The sequence below is a fragment of the Cupriavidus sp. 2TAF22 genome (assembly GCF_052115045.1).
Classification (GTDB): domain Bacteria; phylum Pseudomonadota; class Gammaproteobacteria; order Burkholderiales; family Burkholderiaceae; genus Cupriavidus.
In genome coordinates this window covers 215,082-237,366 of record NZ_JBFRFX010000006.1, presented here as the reverse complement: position 1 = coordinate 237,366, position 22,285 = coordinate 215,082, and the positions used below count along the sequence as shown (strand labels likewise).

Below are 22,285 nucleotides of genomic sequence, written 5' to 3'. Positions count from 1 at the left end.
CCGCCTTGCGCCGGTGCAAAGATCCTGAAGTCGCCCGCATTTTCCCGAACCCTTGAGACGGCCGCGGGAAGGGCCCGAGAGGAGCGCGCATGATCACCCTCTTTTCCTACCCGGGCCTGTTCGGCCTCGAAGACAACAATCCCTACGGCCTCAAGGTCTTTGCCTTCCTGCGGCTGAGCGGCCTGCCATTCGCGCACCGCCATATCCTCGACACGAAGCTGGCCCCGCGCGGGCAGCTTCCCTATGTGGACGACGACGGCAAGACGATCGGCGACAGCGACGCCATCGTGCGGCATCTCAAGCAGAAGTACAGCCTGGCCATCGATGCGTCGCTGACCGAGGCGCAGCATGGCCTGGACCACATGATCCGGCGCACGCTGGATGATCTCTACTGGGTCATGTCGTACTCGCGCTGGCGCGATGAGCGCTACTGGCCGAGCTTCATGGCAGCCCTGCTGCGCGAGCATCCTGATCTCACCGAAGCGGCGCTGGCCGGCGCGCAGAAATACAACTTCGAGCGGTACTACTACCAGGGGATCGGGCGCTTCGAAGCGGACGAGGTGTACGCGCGCGGCGTGGCCGATCTCGCGGTGCTCTCCGGCCTGATCGGCGACCAGCCTTTCCTGTTCGGCGCGGCACCCGCCAGCACCGATGCGGGCCTGTACGGGTTCGTCGCCAATATCCATGGCTACGATATCGACACGCCGCTGAAGCGCTTCGTGCTGTCGCGCCCGAATCTCGTCCGGCATTGCAACGCGGTGCGGGCGGCGATGGGACAGGACGCGCTAGGCAGCCCGGCCCGCGCCTAAAAAAAAGCCCCGCTACGCCGCGGGGCAACTACCACGAAGACTGATAGGAAGAGGCGGAGGACACCTGCCAATGCCGCATCCGCATACCGGACTATAGGCGGGGTTTGTGACGGAGCGGCGACGCCCGCGTGAAATTGCGATGACGGCGCTGCCGCCGGCCCCGGCCCCCGCCTCAGACTCAGATCTTTTCCAGCAGCAGGCCCTTGAGGTATTCGCCTTCCGGGAACGCGGACAGCATCGGGTGGTCGGTGCCGGCCGACAGGCGCCGCAGGATGCGCGCGTCCACGCGTGCGTCCGTCGCCGCGCCGGCCACGATCTTCTGGAACAGCTCCATGCTGATCGCGCCCGAGCACGAATACGTGAACAGCAGGCCACCCGGGCGCAGCAGCTGCATGCCGACCAGGTTGATTTCCTTGTAGGCGCGCGCGGCGCGGTCGATATGCTGGGCCGACGGGGCGAACTTGGGCGGGTCCAGCACGATGAGGTCGAACTGCCGGCCTTCGGCGCGGAACTGGCGCAGGGTCTTGAACACGTCGGCGTCGAGCCAGGCGGCGCGCGCGGGATCGAAGCCGTTGAGCGTGACATTGTTCGCGGCGGTCTTGAGCGCTTCGCCGGAGGAATCGATCGAGGTCACGGCGGTGGCGCCACCGCGCAGCGCGGCCAGCGAGAAGCCGCCGGTGTAGCAGAAGCAGTTGAGGACTTCGCGTCCGGCGGCGAGGTCGCCGACCAGCTTGCGGTTGTCGCGCTGGTCGACGTAGAAGCCGGTCTTGTGGCCGCTGCGCACGTCCACGTAATAGCGCACGCCGTGTTCGGTGACATTGAGTTCAGGATCGGGCTCGGCGCCGGCCAGCACGCCGGTGACCAGCGGCAGGCCTTCGCGTTCGCGCACGGCGGCGTCGGAGCGCTCGTACACATTGGGGCAGCCGGTCTCCTTGACGAGCGCCTGCACCAGCGCGTCCTTCCATGCCTCGACGCCGGCGGAATTGAACTGGCACACCAGCTGGCCGGTGGCGCCGCTGCCGTAGTAATCCACCACCAGGCCGGGCAGGCGGTCGGACTCGCCGAAGACCAGGCGCACGGCATTGCTGTCGGTGACCCATTGCTTGCGATGCGCCAGCGCGGCGGACACGCGGCGCTTGAACATGGCGTGGTCGACCGGCTCGTTCTCGTCGAAGCTCCACACCCGCGCGCGGATCTGGGACGAGGGGCTGTACGCCGCGCGCGCCAGGAAGCGGCCGTCGGCGGCACGGATGACCACGGTGCTGCCGGGTTCGCAGCGGCCTTCGGTGGCGGCCACGCCGGTGGCATAGACCCAGGGATGGCGGCGCAGCAGGGATTTTTCCTTGCCGGGCTTGAGGGTGATGGTGTTCATGGTTTTCTAGTTCTGGATCTGGGCGCGGCGCCATAGCGACGGCATGGGCGCGCGGGTTCGGCGGTGGGCCATTGTGGCGGCTTCAGGGCGGCAGGGGAAAAAAGCTGTCGCCGGACGAAGCCGGCGGATGCGCCAAAGCCGCTTGCGYAGGCGGCCGGGGAGAGCGGTGGTCTGGCCGGGAGCCGCAAGAAGCGAAGCCTGCGGCGTATGTCCCGGATGGCGACGTATCAGGCGCCCGCGCTCTCCCCCGGCCCCTCTGCCGCGGGCGGGAGAGGGGCGCAAGCCGGTCTCCCGGCCACTACAGCACCACCTTGACCATCGGGTGCGAGGTCAGCGCGCGGTACAGGTCGTCGAGCTGTTCGCGGCTGGTGACCCAGACCGTGACGGTCAGGCCGAGGTAGTTGCCATTGCGCGACGGGCGCATTTCCATCTTGCCGGCATGGAAGTCGGGGTCGAAGTCCTGCACCAGCGTGACAATGGCTTCGGCGAAGCCGTCCTGCATGGTGCCCATCACCTTGATGGGGAAATGGCTGGGGTATTCGATCAGCGACTCGGCCGGCGTGATCTCGCCCGGCTTGCCCTTGGGATCATCGGTGCTCATTGCTGGGCCCTCCTACTTGCGCTTGAACCACAAGCGGATGGTATCCCACAGGCGGCCGAAGAAGCCCGCTTCGGGCACCGCTTCCAGCGCCACCACCGGGAACTCGGCCACCTTGGTGGCGCCGTCCATCAGCTTGACCGTGCCCACCTGCTGGCCGGCCGCGATCGGCGCCAGCAACAGTTCCTGGCGCTCCAGCACCGGCTTGATGCGGCCACCCGTGCCCTTGGGCACCGTGATGAAGGTCTCGTCCTTGACGCCGATCTTGACGGTGGATTCCTTGCCCTTGTAGATGTCCGGCGTGGCCAGTACCTGGCCACGGTCGTACAGGCGCAGGGTGTCGAAGAACTGGAAGCCGTAGTTCAGGATCTTCAGGCTTTCCTGCGTGCGCACGCTTTCGGTGGTGGTGCCGATCACCACGGAGATCAGCCGGCGCGAACCGTTCGGTACATTGGCCAGCGGGCGCTTGGCCGAGGAGATCAGGCAGTAGCCGGCCGACTTGGTGTGGCCGGTCTTGACGCCGTCCACGGTGGGATCGATGTACAGCAGGCGGTTGCGGTTGGGCTGGCGGATCTTGTTGTAGGTGAATTCCTTCTGCGAGTACATGCTGTAGTACTCGGGGAAGTCCTTGATCAGCCGGGTGGTCAGCGTGGCCAGGTCATTGGCCGTGGTGTAGTGGTTCGGGTCGGGGATGCCGTCGGTATTGGTGAAGTGGGTGTTCTTCATCCCCAGTTGCTGGGCGTCGCGGTTCATCATCGCGACAAAGCCTTCTTCCGAGCCGCCCACGGCCTCGGCCAGCGCCAGTGCGGCGTCGTTGCCCGACTGCACGATCAGGCCGAGCAGCAGGTCCTGCACGCTGACCGGCTTGTTGGGCTCGAGGAACATGCGCGATTCATCGCTCTTGACCTTGAGCACGACGGTGGTCGGCACCACGGTCTGGTCCAGCGTCAGGCGCTTTTCCTTGAGCGCGGCGAAGGCCAGGTAGGCGGTCATCAGCTTGGTCAGCGAGGCCGGCTCGATGCGCACATCGGCGTTCTGCGAGGCCAGGGCCTGGCCGCTGGTGACGTCGTACAGCATCCAGGACTTGGCGGCCACCTGCGGCATCGGCACGCCCTGGGCGCGCACGGGGGCCGCGGCCAGCAGCGAGGCGGTGCCGATCACGGCAGCGGTGGCGGCGGCGACCAGGGTGGACGTGTTGGCGGACGCGAAAAGCGGCGTGGCTCTATTCAACATGTTTCAGTTTTCCGGCAAAGAAGAAGTTGCGAAGGGGTGCCTGAGGCGACGCGGCCGGGCGGCAGCTTGCCGGCCCCGCCACGGTTGTCGCACGCGTCACTGGTCCCACGCATTGACGACGAGCTGCTTGATCAGGTGCAGCTTGCGATGAAAGAAATGGTCGGCGCCGGGGATCACGATCACCGGCAGTTCCTGCGGGCGCGCCCAGTCGAACACGCTGGCCAGCGGCACGGTCTCGTCCTGCTCGCCGTGGATGACGATGGTGTCGGCCGGCACCTCGGCCACCTCCCAGCGGCTGGCGGCGGTGCCCACCATGGCCAGGCGCTGCACCGGCGCGCCGGCGGCGGCCAGGCGCCTGGCCACGTGGCTGGCCACGTAGCTGCCGAACGAGAAGCCGCCGAGCGCCAGCGGCAGCGTGGCTGCCTCGGGCGACCAGGCGGTCTGCGTGCGCATCCAGTCCACCACGGCCAGCAGGTCGTCCTGCTCGCCCACGCCGTTGTCGTGCGTGCCGGCGCTGCCGCCCACGCCGCGGAAGTTGGGACGCACGGTGGCGTAGCCCAGCTGCACGAAGCTGCGTGCGAGGGTCTGCGCCACCTTGTTGTCCTTGGTGCCGCCGAACAGCGGGTGCGGATGGGCCACCAGGGCCAGGCCGCGCGGGGCCTGGCCCTGCGGCAGGTCGACCGAGAGGTCGATGGCGCCGGCCGGGCCGGCGATGGTGTGTACCTGGGTATGCGCGTTCATGGCAGACGGGAAGCAGGAAACAGGATGACGGGAATGCTGGGCAACGGGATGGCTGGCGCGGGCGGGGCGCCGCCCGGGTTGCAACGGTTCAACAGGCCCGGGGTGTCCGCGGACCGGCGGCTCAGCGGTCGAGCATCAGCCGCTCGACCGGCTTGCCGCCCACCAGGTGGCTGTCGATGATTTCGTCGATGTCATGCTCGTCGACGAAGGTGTACCAGACGGCCTCGGGATAGACCACCAGCACCGGGCCGAGTTCACAGCGGTCCAGGCAGCCGGCCTTGTTGATCCGCACGCGCCCTTCGCCGCCGGCGATGCCCAGCGCCTTGCAGCGCTTCTTGGCGTATTCCTGCATGGCCTTGGCATTGTGGTCCGCGCAGCAGGCAGCGCCGTCCTCGCGCTGGTTGAGGCAGAAGAAAACGTGGTGCTGATAGAAGCTGCTCATGCGTGGCTTGGCGGGCGTCGGGCGGCATGCGGCACCAGGAAGCTGGATGCCCGGCGCGCGCGCCGGCCGCTGGGGTCAGGTGGAAGCCCTGAATTATACGGGGTCGCGCGGGCCGCTTCGCCGCTTTGCGCGCGTGCGCGTGGCCTGCGTGCATCGGTGCGCCGCCGCGGGTGGCGTAGCGGGCACCTGCGGCAGCCGCCCGCTTCCGGATCTCCGGACGCCGGCTTTCCGGATTTCCGGAAAGCCGGAGTGCTCGCGCCTGCGCTTCAGGGTTTTTCCTTTTGAATCAGGGGTTTGGCGCGAGGCACATGGCTGGCACGACGGTTGCAACTACATAAGCCAGACGCGCCCTCATCGACAAGGGTGCGCGAACCTGCCGCTGCTGCGGCGGCGGGCACGGTCAAAAACACCGAGGACGACATCATGAGGAAACCCTTTTACAAGATCCTGTACGTGCAGGTGCTGTTCGCCATCCTGGTCGGCATCGTGCTCGGACACTTCTGGCCTGCCACCGGCGTGGCCATGAAGCCCCTGGGCGACGGCTTCATCAAGCTGATCAAGATGATCATCGGGCCGATCATCTTCTGTACCGTGGTGTCCGGCATCGCCGGCATGCGCGACATGAAGAAGGTGGGCCGCGTGGGCGGCAAGGCGCTGCTGTACTTCGAGATCATCTCCACCTTCGCGCTGCTGATCGGGCTGATCTCCGCGCATGTGCTCAAGCCGGGCGTGGGCTTCAACATCGATCCGGCCACGCTCGATACCAAGGCGATCTCGCAGTACGTGACGCAGGCGCATGGCCAGAGCACGGTCGAGTTCTTCATGCACATCATCCCCGACACGATGGTGAGCGCGTTCGCCAACGGCGACATCCTGCAGATCCTGCTGATCTCGCTGTTCTTCGGCTCCGCGCTGGCGGCCATGGGCGACCGCTCGAAGATCGTGTTCGACTTCGTCGAGCAGGTCTCCAAGGTGTTCTTCCACATCGTGCACGTCATCACCAAGGTGGCGCCGATCGGCGCCTTCGGCGCGATGGCCTTCACCATCGGCAAGTACGGCCTGGGCTCGCTGGTGCCGCTGCTCAAGCTGATCGGCACGTTCTACTTCACGGCCATCGTGTTCGTGGTGGTGGTGCTGGGCACGGTGGCGCGCCTCACGGGTTTCTCCATCTTCCGCTTCGTTTCCTACATCAAGGAAGAGCTGCTGATCGTGCTGGGCACCAGCTCGTCGGAAGCGGCGCTGCCGCACCTGATGGAAAAGCTGGAAAAGCTCGGCTGCTCCAAGTCGGTGGTGGGCCTGGTGGTACCCACGGGTTACTCGTTCAACCTGGACGGCACCAATATCTACATGACCATGGCGGTGATCTTCATCGCCCAGGCCACCGGCATCGAGCTGACGCTGCTGCAGCAGCTCACCGTGCTGGGCGTGGCGATGATCACCTCCAAGGGCGCCAGCGGCGTGACCGGCTCGGGCTTCATCACGCTGGCCGCCACGCTGGCGGTGGTGCCTGACATCCCGGTGGCGGGCATGGTGCTGATCCTCGGCATCGACCGCTTCATGAGCGAATGCCRCGCCCTGACCAATATCATCGGCAACGGCGTGGCCACGGTGGTGATGTCGGCCTGGGAGCACGAGCTGGACCGCGCGCAGCTCGATCGCGCGCTGCGCCGTGGCGGCGATGAAACGGCCGAACTTGCCGAAGCCGGCCCCGGCGTCCGCTGAGGACGCCGCCGGCGGCCCCCGCGGCCCCGGCGGGGCGGCGGCGCCAGCCGGCGCCGCCCGCCAGCGGGTATCATCGGCGCGTGTCCCAACGCGTGCGCCGATGCCACATTCCGACGATTTTCTCGCCGTGCATGATCCCGCTTCCGCCCGCCTGGTGCATGCGCCGGGCGATGGTGGCGGCACCTGGCGGGGCTTCGCCGCGGCACTGGCCGTCGGCCTGCTGGTGCTGTGCTCGCTGACCTGGCTGGTTTCGGTGCAGCGCGGCATCGACGCCCTGCAGCAAAGCACGGCCACGCGCGCCGACCGCTACTCGGCCACGCTGGAGAGCACGCTGGACCGCTACGAGTTCCTGCCGGCGCTGGTCTCGCTCCATCCCTTCGTACACGACTTGCTCGCCGCGCCCAACGACCCGACGCGCGTGGCGGCGGCCAACCGCTATCTCGCTGAAGTCAACCGCCGCGCGCGCGCCTCGGCCACCTACGTGATCGCCGCCAACGGGCTCGCGCTGGCCGCCAGCAACCATGACGAGCCGGGCAGCTTCGTCGGCACCGACTATCGCTTCCGGCCGTATTTCCAGATCGCTTCGCGTGGCGAGGTCGGGCGCTTCTACGCCATCGGCGTGACCAGCGACGAGCCGGGCTACTACATCGCCCAGCCGGTCAAGGCGGGCGGCCGCGTGGTGGGCGTGACCGTGGTCAAGCTCAACCTGGAATGGTTCCAGCGTGCCGGTGCCGGCGGCGCCGAGCCGGTGATGGTAAGCGACGACCACGGCGTGATCTTCCTTTCCTCCGTGCCGGGCTGGCAGTACCGCACGCTGCGCCCGCTGCCGCCCGAGCTGCAGTCGGAGCTGGACCGCACGCGCCAGTACCACGACCAGGAGGTCAAGCCGCTGCCGCTGGACGCGCTGCAGTCGCCGGTCACGCGCTGGCTCGGCCAGACCGTGCTGGGCGAGGGCGCGCGGCTGGTGCGCATCGGCACCGGCGGCAAGGCTGAGCGGTACCTGGAAGTCAGCCGCAAGGTGGGCCCGGCCGACTGGACCATGCAGGTGCTGGCCGCGCTGGATCCGGTGCTGGCCAGCGCGCGCAATGCCACGCTGGGCGCGGCCCTGGCCTACGCCTGCATGTGCCTGCTGCTGTTCAACTGGCGCCAGCGCCGCCAGCGCGCGCGCGACATCGAGTACGGCCGGCGCCTGCTCGAGGCCGCCTACGACGAGCTGGAGCGCCGCGTGGAGGCGCGCACCGCCGACCTGATGGCGATCAACGAGCAGCTCGAGGCCGAGGTGGCCGAGCGCACGCGCGCCGAAAGCGAGCTGCGCGCGGCGCAGGACGAGCTGGTGCAGGCCAGCAAGCTGGCGGCGCTGGGCCAGATGGCCGCGGGCATCACCCATGAGCTGAACCAGCCGCTGGCCGCGCTGCGCACGTTCTCCGACAACACGCGCGTGCTGCTCGAGCGCGGCAAGCTCGATGCCGCCACCGACAACCTCGCCGCCATCGCCGATCTCACCGCGCGCATGGGCAAGATCACCGGTCAGCTCAAGCTGTTCGCCGGCAAGGCGCGTCCGCGCCGCCACGCGGTGCCCGTGCGCGCCGCGCTCGACCACGTGCTGGCGCTGATGGCGCCGCGCCTGGGCCAGGTCGCGCTGAAGGTGGAAGGCTTGTCGCCGCCGCCGGGCCCGGCGGTCTGGGCCGACGAGCTCAAGCTCGAGCAGGTGCTGCTCAACCTGATCGGCAACGCGCTGGATGCGCTGGCGGCTGCCCTGCCGGCGGCCCCTTGCGTGGAAGTGGCGGTCAGCGAGCAGGGCGAGACGGTCAGCATCGCCGTGCGCGACAACGGCGGCGGCATCGCCGATGACGCCTTGCCCAGGCTGTTCGAGCCGTTCTTCACCACCAAGGAAATCGGCCAGGGGCTGGGCCTGGGACTGGCCATCTCCACCTCCATCGTGCGCGAGTTCGGCGGCCAGCTGAGCGCGGCCAACCGTGCGGGGGGCGGCGCCGAATTCCTGGTGGTGCTGCGGCGCGCGACGCTGCCCGGCGCTGCCGTGGCGCCGTCCTCCGCATCTGCCGCCGCGCCATCCGGCGCTTCCTCCACCAACACCCAGTGAGCATCGCCATGCAAGACGGATTGCGTGTCCTGTTCGTCGAAGACGAACCCCTGGTGCGCCAGGCCACCGCGCAGAGCCTGGAGCTGGCTGGCTTCAATGTGCTGGCGCTGCCCTCGGCCGAGGCCGCCATGCCGCACCTGTCGGCCGAGTTTCCCGGCGTGCTGGTGACCGACGTGCGGCTCACCGGCGCCAGCGGCCTGGACCTGCTGCAACACTGCCGCAATGCCGCCCCGGGCGTGCCGGTGATCCTGGTCACCGGCCACGGCGACATCACCATGGCGGTACAGGCCATGCGCGAAGGCGCCTACGATTTCATCGAGAAGCCGTTCGGCGCGGACCGCCTTACCGAGACCGTGCGCCGGGCGCTGGAGCGCCGCGCGCTGGAACTGGAGAACCGTGCGCTGCGCCGCGAGCTGGCCGGCCCGGCCGCGGGCACGCGCATCATCGGACGCTCGCCGGCGATCGAACAGGTGCGCACGCTGGTGGCCAACGTGGCGGCCACCGACGTGCCGGTGATGATCAACGGCGAGACCGGGACCGGCAAGGAACTGGTGGCGCGCAGCCTGCACACCTTGTCCACGCGCCACCAGGCACCCTTCGTGGCGCTGAACTGCGGCGCGGTGCCGGAGGCCATCTTCGAGAGCGAGATGTTCGGCCACGAGGCGGGCGCCTTCACCGGCGCGGGCAAGCGCCGCGTGGGCAAGCTCGAGCATGCCTCGGGCGGCACGCTGTTCCTCGACGAGATCGAGAGCATGCCGCTGGCGCTGCAGGTCAAGCTGCTGCGGGTGCTGCAGGAAGGCACGCTGGAGCGGCTGGGCTCCAATGCCTCGATCGCCATCGACGTGCGCATCGTGGCCGCCGCCAAGGGCGACATGGAAGCGCTGGTGGCGCGGGGCACGTTCCGCCAGGATCTGTTGTACCGGCTCAACGTGGTGACGATCCCGCTGCCGCCGCTGCGCGAGCGGCGCGAAGACATCGTGCCGCTGTTCGAGCACTTCATGCTGGTAGCGGCGGTGCGCTACCAGCGGCCCGCGCCCATTCTTTCCGAGCTGCAGCGCCAGGCGCTGATGCAGCGCGCCTGGCAGGGCAACGTGCGCGAGCTGCGCAACGCGGCCGACCGCCTGGTGCTGGGCGTGCCGGAGGGCGGCGCGCGCGCCGACGCGCTGGACGATTCCACGCCGCTCAAGGAGCGCATGGAGCACTACGAGCGCGCGGTGATCGCCGACACGCTGGCGCGCACCGGCGGCGCGGTCAGCCAGGCGGCGGACCTGCTGCAGGTGGGCAAGGCGACCCTGTACGAGAAGATCAAGCGCTACGGGCTGTAGGCGCAAAGTCGCGTTCATCTCTTGATACACTCGCGGGCCCGGCACGCCGCGCGGCACTGCATCGCCCCGGCGTGCCCCGAACAGATCACCCGGAACAAGCCATGAACGAGGTATCCCGCCAGCCCGCATCCACCCCGGAGGCCGGCGTGGCCGTGCAGGTCGATGGACATCAACTCACCGCTGCCGCCGTGGCGCAGGTTGCGCGCGGCGCCAGTGCCGCAAGCCTGGACGCGGCGGCGCGCGAGCATGTGGCCGATGCGCGGGCGCGCTTCGAGCAGCTGGCCTCGGCCAATATCCCGATCTACGGCGTCTCCACCGGCTTCGGCGAACTGGTGCACAACTGGGTGGATATCGAGCATGGCCGCGCGCTGCAGGAAAACCTGCTGCGCAGCCACTGCGCCGGCGTGGGCCCGCTGTTCGCGCGCGAGGAAGTGCGCGCCATGATGGTGGCGCGCGCCAATGCGCTGGCGCGCGGCTATTCGGCGGTGCGCCCGCTGGTGATCGAGCAATTGCTGCGCTACGTGGAGGCCGGCATCACGCCGGCGGTGCCGCAGGTGGGCTCGCTGGGCGCCAGCGGCGACCTCGCGCCGCTGTCGCATATCGCCATCACGCTGATCGGCGAGGGCAAGGTCCTGCTGGCCGACGGCAGCACCGCGCCCACCGCGCAGGTCCTGCGCGAGCACGGCATCGAACCCATCAAGCTGGCCTACAAGGAAGGGCTGGCGCTGATCAACGGCACCTCGGCCATGACCGGCATGTCGTGCCTGCTGCTGGAGACCATGCGCGCGCAGGTGACGCAGGCGGAAATCATCGCCGCGCTGGCGCTGGAGGGGCTCAACGCCTCGGCCGATGCCTTCATGACCCATGGCCACGATATCGCCAAGCCGCATCCGGGACAGGTGCAGTCCGCGGCCAATATGCGCGCGCTGCTGGCGGGCGCCACGCGCCTGTCCGGCCACGGCCAGCTGGCCGGCGAGATGAAGACGCGCGCCGGCGCCGAGAAGAACACCGGCACCGGCGTGTTCATCCAGAAAGCCTACACGCTGCGCTGCATCCCGCAGGTGCTGGGCGCGGTGCGCGACACGCTGGGCCACTGCGCCGCGGTGGTGGAGCGCGAACTGAATTCCTCCAACGACAACCCGCTGTTCTTCGATGACGGCGAGCTGTTCCACGGCGGCAATTTCCACGGCCAGCAGGTGGCATTCGCCATGGACTTCCTGGCCATCGCCGCCACCCAGCTCGGCGTGGTGTCCGAGCGCCGCCTCAACCGCCTGCTCAGCCCGCACCTGAACAACGGGCTGCCGGCCTTCCTGGCGGCCGCCAACGAGGGCTTGAGCTGCGGCTTCGCGGGCGCGCAGTATCCGGCCACGGCGCTGATCGCGGAGAACCGCACCATCTGCAGCCCGGCCAGCATCCAGAGCGTGCCGTCCAACGGCGACAACCAGGACGTGGTGAGCATGGGGCTGATCGGCGCGCGCAATGCGCGCCGCATCATCGACAACAACCAGTACATCCTCGCCGTGGAGCTGCTGGCGGCATGCCAGGCGGCTGAGCTGGCGGGCGCGGTGGAGCACCTGTCGCCGGCCGGGCGCGCGGTGTTCGGCTTCGTGCGCGAGCGCGTGCCCTTCCTGGCGATGGACCGCTACATGACCGACGACATCGAAGCCATCGCCGCGACGCTGCGCGCGGGTGCGCTGGTCGAAGTGGTGCGCGCGGCGGGCGCCGCGGTGCACTGAGGCGCGGCGACTCAGCGACTCAGCGCCACATATCGCGCATCTTGCTGCCGAGGTCCAGCTTCGGCAGCGGCGCCTTGGCCGGCGCGTCCGGCACGGGCGGCGGCGGTGGCCACGCCCGGCTGTGGAACAGCGGCATCACGCGGTTGGGCAGGAAGCGCGTGCGCGAGGCATAGACGTGGCGGTCGCCGTAGCCGGGCTGCTGGTGCACATAGAAGCGCTGCGGCACCACGATGTCGAGGTGGTCGCGCGCGCGCGTCATCGCCACGTAGAGCAGGCGGCGTTCTTCCTCGATCTCCTCGGTGGTGCCGGTGGCCAGGTCCGACGGCAGGCAGCCGTCCACGGCGTTGAGCACATAGACGGCCTTCCATTCCTGGCCCTTGGCCGAGTGGATGGTGGAGAGGATCAGGTAGTCCTCGTCGCGCAGCGGCACGCCGGATTCGTCGCTGGAGGCGTCGGGCGGGTCGAGCGTGAGTTCGGTCAGGAAACGCTCGCGCGAGGCGTAGGTGGCGGCGATGCGTTCGAGCTGCTGCAGGTCGGCGGCGCGCGCGTGGGCGTCGTCGTGCATGCGCTCCAGGTGCGGCTGGTACCAGGCCACCACCTGCTCGAAGGCCGATGGCCACGGCGCGGCCGGCGCCATCAGGCTGCGCGCCAGCGCGACGAACTGCGGCCAGGCCTCGGCCGCCGCCGGGGGCGCCTCGAACGATTCGAGCGCGAACAGCGGCCCGGTTGCGACATCGATGGCGTCGAGCACGCGCGCGGCGGTCTTGGGGCCCACGCCCGGCATCAGCTGCAGGACGCGGAAACCCGCCATGCGGTCGCGCGGATTCTCCATCCAGCGCACCACCGCCAGCACATCCTTGACATGGGTCGATTCCAGGAATTTCAGGCCGCCGAATTTCACGAAGGGAATATTGCGGCGGACCAGCTCGATCTCCAGCTGCACGCTGTGGTCGGCGGCGCGGAACAGCACGGCCTGCGCGATCAGCGCCAGCCCGGCTTCGCGCCGCGCCAGGATCTGCTCGGCGACGTAGCGGGCCTGGTCGGCCTCGTCGTTGACCACCACGATGTCCGGCTTTTCGGCCGAGCCGCGGTCTGACCACAGGTCCTTGGTGAAGCGCTCGGCCGCCAGGCCGATCACCGCGTTGGCGGCAGCCAGGATGGGCTGCGTGGAGCGGTAGTTCTGCGACAGCGTGACCATGTCCGCCGCCGGCGAGAACTGCGTGGGGAAGTCGAGGATATTGCGCACCGTGGCGCCGCGGAAGGCGTAGATGGACTGGGCATCGTCGCCCACCACGGTGAGGCCGCGGCCGTCGGGCTTGAGCGCCAGCAGGATGGTGGCCTGCAGCGCGTTGGTGTCCTGGTATTCGTCGACCAGCACGTGATCGAAGCGCGCGCCCATGTCCTGCGCCAGCGCCGGTTCGCCCAGCGCCTGGGCCCAGTAGAGCAGCAGGTCGTCGTAGTCCAGCACGTGCTGCTTCTGCTTGGCCTCCACGTAGCCGGCGAACAGGCCGCGCAATGCATCCGCCCACATGGCGTAGCGCGGAAACCATTGCTTGAGCACGTCGTCGAGCGGGGCCTGCGTATTGACCGCGCGCGAGTAGATCGCCAGGCAGGTCTCCTTGCGTGGGAAGCGCGAGGCCTGCGCCGACAGGCCGAGATCGTGCCGTACCATGTTCATCAGGTCGGCGGCGTCGCCGCGGTCGCTGATGGTGAAGCTGGGCGACAGGCCGAGCGTCTCGGCGTACTCGCGCAGCAGGCGCGCGCCGATGGCGTGGAAGGTGCCGGACCAGTGCAGCGCGGCGCGCCCCGCGCCGGATGCCCGGTTGCCGAGCGCCTGGTCGACGATGCGCTCGACGCGCCGCCCCATCTCGGCGGCGGCGCGCCGCGAGAACGTCAGCAGCAGGATGCGGCGCGGATCGGCGCCGCCCAGCACCAGGTGCGCCACGCGGTGCGCCAGGGTATTGGTCTTGCCCGACCCGGCGCCGGCGATGACCAGCAGCGGCGCGGCCGCCTCGTGCGTCACGGCGGCGCACTGCTCGGGGTTCAGGCTGGCGAGATAGGCGGGCGTGGCCTGGGCAGGCGGCACGGCGGAAAGTGCGTCGCCGGGCGCGGAATCCAGCAAGGCAGGGGAAGAATCGAGTAACACGGCAGGGGCCTCAGGAATGCGGGCGCGCATGTGCGCTGCCGTGCATGGGCGGGGGAAAGCTGCCGGTAACTGTATATCTATACAGGCCAGGCGTGCAAGCCGGGGCGTTGCGTGCCTGGCCTTGCCATCGGGTATGTGGCTGGAAAGGCTTGCGGAAAAGGTGGCTCGGGCTCTGGCGCTGGCCGGGCGGTCCCGGTCAGGCGGCCTTGGCCAGGGCGCCGTCGAGCAGCTTGTGCAGCGCGTCCCACTCGGGCTCGCCCACGTAGCGCTTGAGGATATGGCCGTCCTTGTCGATCACGAAGGTGGTCGGCGTCAGCTGCACTTCGCCGAACGCCTTGGCCGCCGCGCCATCGGAGTCCATCGCCACCTTGAACGGCAGCTTGCGGGTCTGCGCATAGTTCATCACGTACATCGGCGGGTCGTAGCTCATCGCCACGGCCACGAACTCCAGGCCCTTGTCCTTGAACTTGTCGTAGGTGCGGACCATTTCCGGCATCTCCTTGACGCAGGTGACGCAGCTGGTGGCCCAGAAGTTGACCAGGTAGACCTTGCCCTTGAGATCGGCGGTACTCACCTTTTCACCGGACAGCAGGGTGAAGGTGGCAGGCGGCGCCGCGTTGGCCGGCGCGATGGCGCGATAGCCGAACCAGCCGAGCACGGCGGCCAGCAGCACGCCCGCGATGACGGGCCAGAGCTTGCGCTGGGAGGAAGGCGAGGGGGAAGCCGAGGTCGTCATGATGCGTGCCGACAGGTCAGGGACAAGCTCTCATTCTACTGCCGCCGCCGATGCGCTGCCGGAGGCAATTCCGGCGCCGTCAAGGGTGCGGCGATTGGCCGCAGGAATCCGCGCGGCCCGGCCCGGACCGCGGCTCACCGCGGCGTCGCTGCCAGGGCAGAGCGGGCCTGGTCCAGCGCCTGTTCCAGGTAGGCGCCGTAGAAGTCAGGCTGCAGGCCGCGCAGCGGCGTGGCCAGCGAGCGGCCGCGTGCATCGAGGAAGAGCACCGTAGGCGCCACCGCCACATTGCGGCTGCGTGCCCATTCGCGCGCGGTGGTCATGGTGCCGTCCGCGTTGCGCAGGGGCGCATTCGAGGTCATGTCGATTTCCCGCGCGACGATCTCGCCGCTGGCGGCTTGCGGGCCGAGATAGTTGCGGCGCACGGTCTCGCAGTAGACGCAGTCGGGCAGGGTGACCAGCACGACCAGCGGCTCGCCCCTGCTGGCGGCCGCCGCGGCCTGGGCGGCGAGGTCCGTGGCAGGCGGCAGGTGCGTGGAGGCGGCCATCGCCGCGGTGCCGATGGCAAGCAGGACTGCGCCCAGCATCGCGGCGCGCGCGGCCAGCCGCGCACGCGTCCTTGGCGATGGCGGCGCCGGTGGCAAGGTTTGCAAAGAGCGTGGCATGGGTTGGGCAATGAATGCGCGCTGGCGCGCGGGTTCCCCGATAATAGCGGCTTCTGCCCGAACCCGAGGCGCCGTGCCGGCATGCCTTGGGGTGCGGGACCGCACATTCCCGGGCAGGGTTCGCAGGACCGCTGCCAGGCTTTCAGCCCCCCCGACTGCCGCGATGCCACACGCCTGGTTTTCCCGTTTTTCGTCGCCCTCGCTCGCCGGGCTTGTTGCGATCGCGGCCATCTGTGCGCTGGCTGCCTGCTCGCCGCGCTATGACTGGCGCACCATCCAGTCCAACGACGGGGCCTATGCCGCGCTCTATCCGGGCAAGCCGAGCGGCGCCGCGCGCGAGGTGTCGATTGCCGGGCGCAAGCTGCCGATGACGATGGAGGCGGCGCGGGTCGACGAGACCCTGTTCGCCGTGGGCGTGGTGACCTTGCCGGCTGACGATGCCGCCATGCGGCAGGCTGCGCTGGCATCGATGCAGGCCGGGCTGCTCGGCAATCTCGGGCCGCATCCGGCCGATGCGGTCAAGACCCGCCAGGTGACGGTGATGTCCGCCGCCACGCCGGCGGTGGCGCTGGAGGGCGTGGAGGTGCAGGTGGCGGCAGTGTCGCCGCAGGACAAGTCGGCGCGCAGGCTGACGGCAAGGCTGGTGGCCTCGGGCGTGCATGTCTACCAGGCGGTGGTGCTGGAAGCGGGCGACGCGGCGCGCGACCAGCGCCAGGCCGAGCAGGTCGATCAGTTCCTCACCAGCTTCCATCCGTTTTGAGCTGCGCCGGGCCGGTTGTGCCCCATGCCGCGCGCGGGGCCGATGAGATAACGTTTGCAAGCGCCCGTGCGGGCGCGATTCTGGATTCTATTCAAGGAGTGATGTCATGCGTCTGGAAGTCTGGCTGGCCTATTTCGCAGCTTGTTGGGTGATTGCCGTGTCGCCGGGTTCGGGGGCCGTGCTGTCGATGAGCCATGGCCTGTCCTACGGGCTGCGCAAGACCACCACCACCATCTTCGGCCTGCAGACCGGGCTGGTGATCATCCTGCTGGTGGCGGGCGGCGGGCTGGGCGCGCTGCTGCTTGCCTCCGAACACGCCTTTGTCGTGGTCAAGACGGTCGGCGCGCTATATCTGGTCTACCTGGGCGTGCAGCAGTGGCGCGCGCGCGTGGAAGACGGCCCGGCCGCCGCGGACCAGGGCGACGAAGCCGGCGCGCCGCGCGTGGCCGCCCTGAGCCCGCGCCGCCGCTTTGCCACCGGCCTGCTGACCAATGTCACCAACCCCAAGGGGATCATCTTCATGGTCGCGGTGCTGCCGCAGTTCATCGATCCCAATCACCCGCTGGCGCCCCAGCTCGCGATCCTCGCCGCGACCATGTGCGGCGTGGACCTGGTGGTGATGCACGGCTACGCGCTGCTCGCCTCGCGCATGCGCGGCCTGTTCCGCAACGCGCGGGCGATGCGCTGGCAGAACCGCGTGTTCGGCAGCGTGCTGGTGGCCGTAGGCGCGGCGCTGTTCTTCGTCAGGCGGCATCCGGCCTGATGCCTGATGACCGAAGCGGCCGAAGTGGCGTGCCCTCCGGCGGCCGGGTGCCGCGGGCCGGCTTTCAGCATGCCGCTGGCTTCTGGCGGGGGCGTTTGCTTAAATAGGTGAGGTGAATCGTCCGACGCGGAGACCAGCCATGCCCCATTCTCACGCCGTGCAGGCCCAGCCGCGCCGCCATCCCGCCCATACCGTGCCGCCGGCCGATGAGCCCGCGCCGCCGGGCGTCCCTCCCGACCTGCCGCTGCCGCCCGAAGAGGATCCGCCGCCCGCGGAGCCGCCCGTCGCGGTGCCGCCGCGCGGGTGAAGGTACATCGCGCGCCGGACCGGGAAATGCCGTGAAGTTCGGATGACAGCGTCCGGCGTGCCAGCAGACAGGGGTCGGTCCGAGATCCCAATAGCGGTTCTGCGTGGCCGCCGGCGCGACCCGGTTTTGCGGCGCTCGTCTTTCTGTAGCGTACTCCCTGCTTCCAGCAGCCTACTGCTGCCTGCTGACTGCATATCTTTCTCCTCGCACGTCGACACACCACACGTTTACGCCCCATGCATGCGGAAATTTCTCATGCAACTTTGAGCGGTTTCTGATGGGCTTGCGCACGCAGGTAAGCCACTGTTTAGGAACGATTGTTCTCCGCTGTGGTGGGTCTCAACCTCGCAATCATTGAGAGCCCTGAACCAAGCGCACAACTTCATGGAACCAAGGGATTTATTTCTCTGCTCATTGCTTTTGATGGCGGCGAGTGGCATGAGCGCCTGCGACGGATGGGAAAGGCGCACCGATAAACCCGGATCGTCCGAGTCGGAATTGCCGAACGGCATTTTGGGCGGCGTGTCGGCGCTTTTCCGAAATGACAATCCGGCTATTTTCTCGCTCATCGGTCCCTCCGGATTTACGTTGGCTCCGTTGACTACTTATCGACAGGTGGACAGCGGCGCATTGACTTCCCTGGCTAACTTTAGATTATCGGGTGCGTCGATGCAGTTGGGCGATGTTTCGGGGAACGCGGATTTCGCATTAGGCCGATGGTCGGCCGGTACGCTGACTACCCCGCAAGGAAGCACGGAGATTCTTGATGGGAGCCCTCGGTGGTCATGGCATTACCTGCTCATCAAGCCATTAAGGGCGATGCCTGGCAATTGGACCTATCGGTGCGGCGCGCCACGTGTCACCACGATAACTTTTGTTAACGGCACCAATATCGATAGCAATCAGCAGGCCGGCACGGTCGGTGGAAAGGCAAGCTTCTCGATCCTCAATTCTGTTGCAACCGTCGATTTCCAACTGGTGGCAATGGCGGGTGGTAAAAAGGGAGGGCTCAAGGGGAAGTCGATTTTCACGCGCAGTGATGCAGTGCAGAGCCACGAGGATTTCGATTCGGGTGGCATCGGCGCCAAAATCATGCTGGGATCGGCGGCCGACGGTGGCATTCATGTCGCCATGCCATATCGGGTGAGACTGGAGAACGGCGCCATTTTTCACGGGATCGCAGTGTTTCCGTGTGCAGCCTAGAAGGCGTTTGCCGGCCTTCGTGTAAATGAAAATCAAGCGGCGAATATCGTAAGCTCGCGCCGACCGCGCGAGTACCTCTCTCCCGTGCCAGTTCCCAGTCTTTCACGATGCAATCACGGCGTGCGCAAAGCACGCCGGTACTGGATCGCCTCGCCCACATGGCCGGGCTGCAATAGCTCGGCGCCTTCCAGGTCCGCCAACGTGCGGGCGATCTTCAAGACCCGGAAATACGCACGCGCCGACCAGGCCAGCTTGGTCATGGCGCCGCGCAGCATCGCCTGCGCTTCGGGCGCGAGCGGGCAATGCTCGTCGATTTCGCGGCCGGCCAGGGCGGCGTTGGGTTTGCCTTGGCGCGCCTGCTGGCGGGCGCGCGCCGCCAGTACGCGCTCGCGCACCTCGGCGCTGGGCTCGCCGGGCGGGCCGTCGAGCATTTCCTGCTGGTCCTGGGCGGGCACTTCGATCTGCAGGTCGATGCGGTCGAGCAGCGGGCCGGAGAGCCGGGACTGGTAGCGCAGCACCTGGTCGGGCGTGCAGCGGCAAGGCCGGGACGGATGGCCGAGGTAGCCGCAGGGGCAGGGGTTCATGGCCGCGACAAACTGGAAGCGGGCCGGGAAATCGGACTGGCGGGCGGCGCGCGAGATGGTGACGCGCCCTGACTCCAGCGGCTCGCGCAGGACTTCGAGCACCTTGCGGTCGAATTCGGGGAGCTCGTCCAGGAACAGCACGCCGTGATGGGCGAGCGAGATTTCACCGGGGCGGGGATTACCGCCGCCGCCGACCAGCGCCGCCGCCGAGGCGGTGTGGTGCGGCGCGCGGTAGGGCCGCTCGCGCCAGCGGGCGGGGTGGAAGCCGGCGGCGGTGAGGCTTTGCACCGCGGCGGATTCCAGCGCTTCTTCCAGTGTCATGGGCGGCAGCAGGCCGGGAAAGCGCTGCGCCAGCATGGATTTGCCGGTGCCCGGCGGCCCGATCAGGAGCGCCGAATGCTGTCCGGCGGCGGCGATCTCCATGGCGCGGCGCGCCTGCGCCTGGCCGCGGACGTCGCGCATGTCGGGGCGGGCGGGCTCGGCGCCGCCGACAGCCAGCAGCGGTTCGGCGCGCGGCAGCCGGCCCTCGGGGAGCGGGCCAAGGTGAGCGCAGACTTCCAGCAGGGAGCGCGCCGCATAGACGGTGACCCCGTCGATCAGGGCAGATTCCGGCCCGTTCTCGGCTGCCACCACGAAGGTGCGCGGCGGCCCGGCATCGCTGGCCTGCCGCAGCGCATTGTCGCGCTGCAGGCTCATCGCCATGGCCAGTGCGCCGCGCACCGGGCGCAGATCGCCGGACAGCGACAACTCGCCGGCGAACTCGCTGGCATCCAGCCCGTCCAGCGGGATCTGGCCGCTCGCGGCCAGGATGCCCAGGGCGATGGGCAGGTCGAAGCGTCCGGATTCCTTCGGCAGGTCGGCCGGGGCCAGGTTGACGGTGATGCGCCGGTTCGGGAATTCGAAGCGGCTGTTGATGATGGCCGCGCGGACCCGCTCGCGGCTTTCACGGACCTCGGTGTCGGCCAGGCCGACGATGCTGCAGGCAGGCAGGCCGTTGGCGAGGTGAACCTCGACCGACACCAGTGGCGCCTCGAGTCCGGTCAGCGCCCGGCTGCGCAGCAGGGCGAGGCTCATCGTTGCTCCGCAAACTTCAAGGAAGTGTTAACGAAAATGGCCGCCGGAGTGCGGCGGCCATGATGGCGAACAAGACGCTTGCCCGGCGTCATCGGCGACCCGGGGCGGATGCGCGGCGCGCCAAGCGCTTCAGCCGGCAGCCGGCTTGTCGGAGCCGCCGGCGGCGCGACGCTCCAGCTCGAGCACGCGGGCTTCCAGTTCTTCCAGGCGCGCGCGGGTACGGGCCAGCACCTGCGACTGCACGTCGAATTCCTCGCGCGTGACCAGGTCCAGCTTGGAGAAGCCCTGGGTCATCATGCTGCGCACGTTTTTCTCGATGTCCTTGGCGGGCGAGTTGCGCAAGGCTTCGCTGACCTTGGCCTGGAAATCGTTGAACAGGTCGGTCGGTTTCATGGTGATTCTCCTTTTGCACCGCCTTGGTGCGGATGATGGGTGGGCGGATTTCGCGTGCTGCATCACGGTGCACCCGGCCGGAACGCGGGCAAACGCGGTGCGTGCACGGCACCTGCCGCCGGCTTGGGCCGATTATCGCGCTTCATGCGCCGCCGGGAAAGCGCCGGCGAGGCCTGGTAACACCTTTTAACGTGCCGCCGCCGCTCAGCTGGCTTTCCAATGACGCAGGGGAGAGGTCCTTTCTTCACAAAAATACGGTTCCTGCATGGCGGCAGACCTGGCACGGCAGTTGCAGTAATGAATCCGGGAGCCTTGTTTCACTATCGAATCCAAACACACGAGTACCGAGCCAGAGGAAAAGGAGAAGAAATCCATGAAGAAGTTGGCCCTTGCAGTCAGTGCCAGTGCAGTTGTGCTTTGCGGCCTCAGCTCCGCAGCTTTTGCCCAGAGCGCATCCGACGCCGCGGCGGCTCCTGCCGCCGCGGCCGAGGCCTCGCCGCATACGTTCACGGCCAATGTGACCCTGGCTACCGAATATCGCTATCGCGGCCTGATGCAGACCAATCACCGCCCCGCCATCCAGGGTGGCTTCGACTACTCGCATTCGAGTGGCTTCTACATCGGTAACTGGAACTCGAACATCAGCTGGCTCAGCGACAGCAACTCGCAGGTCTCGGCGCCGATCGAGATGGACTTCTACGGCGGTTTCAAGAACACCGTCACGATCGCCGGGCTGGAATGGAACTACGACGCCGGCGTGCTGCAGTACTACTACCCGGGCGACTACCCGGCCGGCTTCACGCGCCCGTACACCACGGAACTGTACGTCGGCGCGGGCTACGGCCCGGTGTTCCTGAAGTATTCGCAGTCGCTGACCAACCTGTTCGGCTTTGCCGACAGCAAGTACAGCTACTACGTGGACCTGACGGCCAACGTGCCGCTGAACTTCTGGGACCTGACGGTGAACGCGCACGTCGGCTACCAGAACGTGAAGCACATCAACAGCGCCTCGTACACGGACTGGAAGATCGGCCTGACCAAGGACCTGGGCAAGGGCTTCGCGCTGGCGGTCGCCTATATCGACACCAACGCGCACAACTCGGTCTATACGAATACGTCCGGTCGCTATGTCGGCCGCGCCACGGCCTGGGCTTCGATCACCAAGACTTTCTAAACCAGCATGAGGTAGAGCGGGCGCCGGGCGGATACCGGGCCGACCCGCTCAGAGGAGAAATCGGATGAAACTGATCATCGCTGTCATCAAGCCGTTCAAGCTCGACGAGGTGCGCGAAGCGCTCTCGGACGTCGGGGTGTCCGGCATCACCGTGACCGAAGTCAAGGGCTTCGGCCGCCAGAAGGGCCATACCGAGCTGTACCGGGGCGCGGAGTACATCGTGGACTTCCTGCCCAAGGTGAAGATCGAAGTGGCCGTCCCGGACGACGTGGTCGACCGGGCCATCGAGGCGATCGAAAAATCGGCGCGCACTGGCAAGATCGGCGACGGCAAGATCTTTGTTGCTCCGATCGAGCAGGTCATCCGCATCCGCACCGGCGAGACCGGCGGCGATGCGCTGTGAC

21 protein-coding genes are annotated in these 22,285 nt (G+C 68.1%); 11 read left to right on the top strand and 10 right to left on the bottom strand.

Annotated elements, in window-relative coordinates; all coding sequences use genetic code 11:
• Positions 1-89: 89 nt before the first annotated feature.
• Positions 90-809 carry a glutathione S-transferase family protein gene (locus tag AB4Z48_RS10135; protein ID WP_441613788.1) on the top strand — a complete coding sequence of 240 codons (720 nt, stop codon included), beginning with the start codon at positions 90-92 and terminating at the stop codon, positions 807-809.
• 178 nt (positions 810-987) lie between these two features.
• Here the strand turns inward: AB4Z48_RS10135 and AB4Z48_RS10130 are convergent, their stop codons facing one another.
• The 5 genes from AB4Z48_RS10130 to AB4Z48_RS10110 all read right to left on the bottom strand — a co-directional run bounded on the left by AB4Z48_RS10130 (position 988) and on the right by AB4Z48_RS10110 (position 5,195).
• The gene (locus AB4Z48_RS10130; protein WP_441613787.1) at positions 988-2,181 is read right to left on the bottom strand and encodes a class I SAM-dependent rRNA methyltransferase; all 1,194 of its coding nucleotides are present in this window, start codon (positions 2,179-2,181) and stop codon (positions 988-990) included.
• Between the two features lie 298 nt (positions 2,182-2,479).
• Complete coding sequence (locus AB4Z48_RS10125; protein WP_441613786.1) at positions 2,480-2,782, bottom strand: HP0495 family protein; 303 nt, start codon at positions 2,780-2,782, stop codon at positions 2,480-2,482.
• 12 nt (positions 2,783-2,794) lie between these two features.
• Complete coding sequence (locus AB4Z48_RS10120; protein ID WP_441613785.1) at positions 2,795-4,012, bottom strand: D-alanyl-D-alanine carboxypeptidase family protein; 1,218 nt, start codon at positions 4,010-4,012, stop codon at positions 2,795-2,797.
• Between the two features lie 96 nt (positions 4,013-4,108).
• Positions 4,109-4,753 (bottom strand): alpha/beta hydrolase, encoded by a 645-nt coding sequence (locus tag AB4Z48_RS10115; protein ID WP_441613784.1) that lies wholly within the window; start codon positions 4,751-4,753, stop codon positions 4,109-4,111.
• A gap of 121 nt (positions 4,754-4,874) precedes the next feature.
• The gene (locus AB4Z48_RS10110) at positions 4,875-5,195 is read right to left on the bottom strand and encodes a (2Fe-2S) ferredoxin domain-containing protein (protein ID WP_441613783.1); all 321 of its coding nucleotides are present in this window, start codon (positions 5,193-5,195) and stop codon (positions 4,875-4,877) included.
• 420 nt (positions 5,196-5,615) lie between these two features.
• Between AB4Z48_RS10110 and AB4Z48_RS10105 the strand changes: the two genes are divergently transcribed.
• The 4 genes from AB4Z48_RS10105 to cmdF all read left to right on the top strand — a co-directional run bounded on the left by AB4Z48_RS10105 (position 5,616) and on the right by cmdF (position 12,079).
• Complete coding sequence (locus AB4Z48_RS10105) at positions 5,616-6,917, top strand: dicarboxylate/amino acid:cation symporter (RefSeq protein ID WP_441613826.1); 1,302 nt, start codon at positions 5,616-5,618, stop codon at positions 6,915-6,917.
• A 100-nt stretch (positions 6,918-7,017) separates the two neighbouring features.
• Positions 7,018-9,018 (top strand): sensor histidine kinase, encoded by a 2,001-nt coding sequence (locus AB4Z48_RS10100; protein ID WP_441613782.1) that lies wholly within the window; start codon positions 7,018-7,020, stop codon positions 9,016-9,018.
• 8 nt (positions 9,019-9,026) lie between these two features.
• Positions 9,027-10,343 (top strand): sigma-54-dependent transcriptional regulator, encoded by a 1,317-nt coding sequence (locus AB4Z48_RS10095; protein WP_441613781.1) that lies wholly within the window; start codon positions 9,027-9,029, stop codon positions 10,341-10,343.
• Between the two features lie 101 nt (positions 10,344-10,444).
• Entirely contained in the window at positions 10,445-12,079 is a 1,635-nt protein-coding gene (gene cmdF, locus AB4Z48_RS10090) for a tyrosine 2,3-aminomutase (RefSeq protein ID WP_441613780.1), read from the top strand.
• Between the two features lie 19 nt (positions 12,080-12,098).
• Here cmdF and AB4Z48_RS10085 read toward each other — a convergent pair whose 3' ends face one another.
• The 3 genes from AB4Z48_RS10085 to AB4Z48_RS10075 form a co-directional block, all read right to left on the bottom strand.
• On the bottom strand, positions 12,099-14,255 hold the full coding sequence (locus AB4Z48_RS10085) for an ATP-dependent helicase (protein ID WP_441613779.1): 2,157 nt from the start codon (positions 14,253-14,255) through the stop codon (positions 12,099-12,101).
• Between the two features lie 166 nt (positions 14,256-14,421).
• On the bottom strand, positions 14,422-14,961 hold the full coding sequence (locus AB4Z48_RS10080) for a TlpA disulfide reductase family protein (RefSeq protein ID WP_441613778.1): 540 nt from the start codon (positions 14,959-14,961) through the stop codon (positions 14,422-14,424).
• Between the two features lie 134 nt (positions 14,962-15,095).
• Positions 15,096-15,545 (bottom strand): thioredoxin fold domain-containing protein, encoded by a 450-nt coding sequence (locus AB4Z48_RS10075; RefSeq protein ID WP_441613777.1) that lies wholly within the window; start codon positions 15,543-15,545, stop codon positions 15,096-15,098.
• Positions 15,546-15,786: 241 nt separating this feature from the next.
• On the opposite strand from AB4Z48_RS10075, the gene AB4Z48_RS10070 reads away from it, so the two are divergent.
• The 4 genes from AB4Z48_RS10070 to AB4Z48_RS10055 all read left to right on the top strand — a co-directional run bounded on the left by AB4Z48_RS10070 (position 15,787) and on the right by AB4Z48_RS10055 (position 18,656).
• Positions 15,787-16,383, top strand: a complete 597-nt coding sequence (locus AB4Z48_RS10070) for a hypothetical protein (protein ID WP_441613776.1) — start codon at positions 15,787-15,789, stop codon at positions 16,381-16,383.
• Positions 16,384-16,489: 106 nt separating this feature from the next.
• Positions 16,490-17,146, top strand: coding sequence for a LysE family transporter (locus AB4Z48_RS10065; protein ID WP_441613775.1), 657 nt, complete (start codon positions 16,490-16,492; stop codon positions 17,144-17,146).
• 139 nt (positions 17,147-17,285) lie between these two features.
• Complete coding sequence (locus AB4Z48_RS10060; protein ID WP_441613774.1) at positions 17,286-17,453, top strand: hypothetical protein; 168 nt, start codon at positions 17,286-17,288, stop codon at positions 17,451-17,453.
• Positions 17,454-17,837: 384 nt separating this feature from the next.
• Positions 17,838-18,656 carry a hypothetical protein gene (locus tag AB4Z48_RS10055; protein ID WP_441613773.1) on the top strand — a complete coding sequence of 273 codons (819 nt, stop codon included), beginning with the start codon at positions 17,838-17,840 and terminating at the stop codon, positions 18,654-18,656.
• 113 nt (positions 18,657-18,769) lie between these two features.
• Here AB4Z48_RS10055 and AB4Z48_RS10050 read toward each other — a convergent pair whose 3' ends face one another.
• A complete protein-coding gene (locus AB4Z48_RS10050; protein ID WP_441613772.1) occupies positions 18,770-20,314 on the bottom strand; it encodes a YifB family Mg chelatase-like AAA ATPase in 1,545 nt (514 codons plus the stop codon).
• 129 nt (positions 20,315-20,443) lie between these two features.
• The gene (locus AB4Z48_RS10045) at positions 20,444-20,707 is read right to left on the bottom strand and encodes an accessory factor UbiK family protein (RefSeq protein WP_441613771.1); all 264 of its coding nucleotides are present in this window, start codon (positions 20,705-20,707) and stop codon (positions 20,444-20,446) included.
• A gap of 373 nt (positions 20,708-21,080) precedes the next feature.
• Here AB4Z48_RS10045 and AB4Z48_RS10040 point away from each other — a divergent pair, with 373 nt between their 5' ends.
• Positions 21,081-21,881, top strand: a complete 801-nt coding sequence (locus AB4Z48_RS10040; protein ID WP_441613770.1) for a TorF family putative porin — start codon at positions 21,081-21,083, stop codon at positions 21,879-21,881.
• A gap of 64 nt (positions 21,882-21,945) precedes the next feature.
• Positions 21,946-22,284 (top strand): P-II family nitrogen regulator, encoded by a 339-nt coding sequence (locus AB4Z48_RS10035; RefSeq protein WP_006159494.1) that lies wholly within the window; start codon positions 21,946-21,948, stop codon positions 22,282-22,284.
• Position 22,285 lies beyond the last annotated feature (1 nt).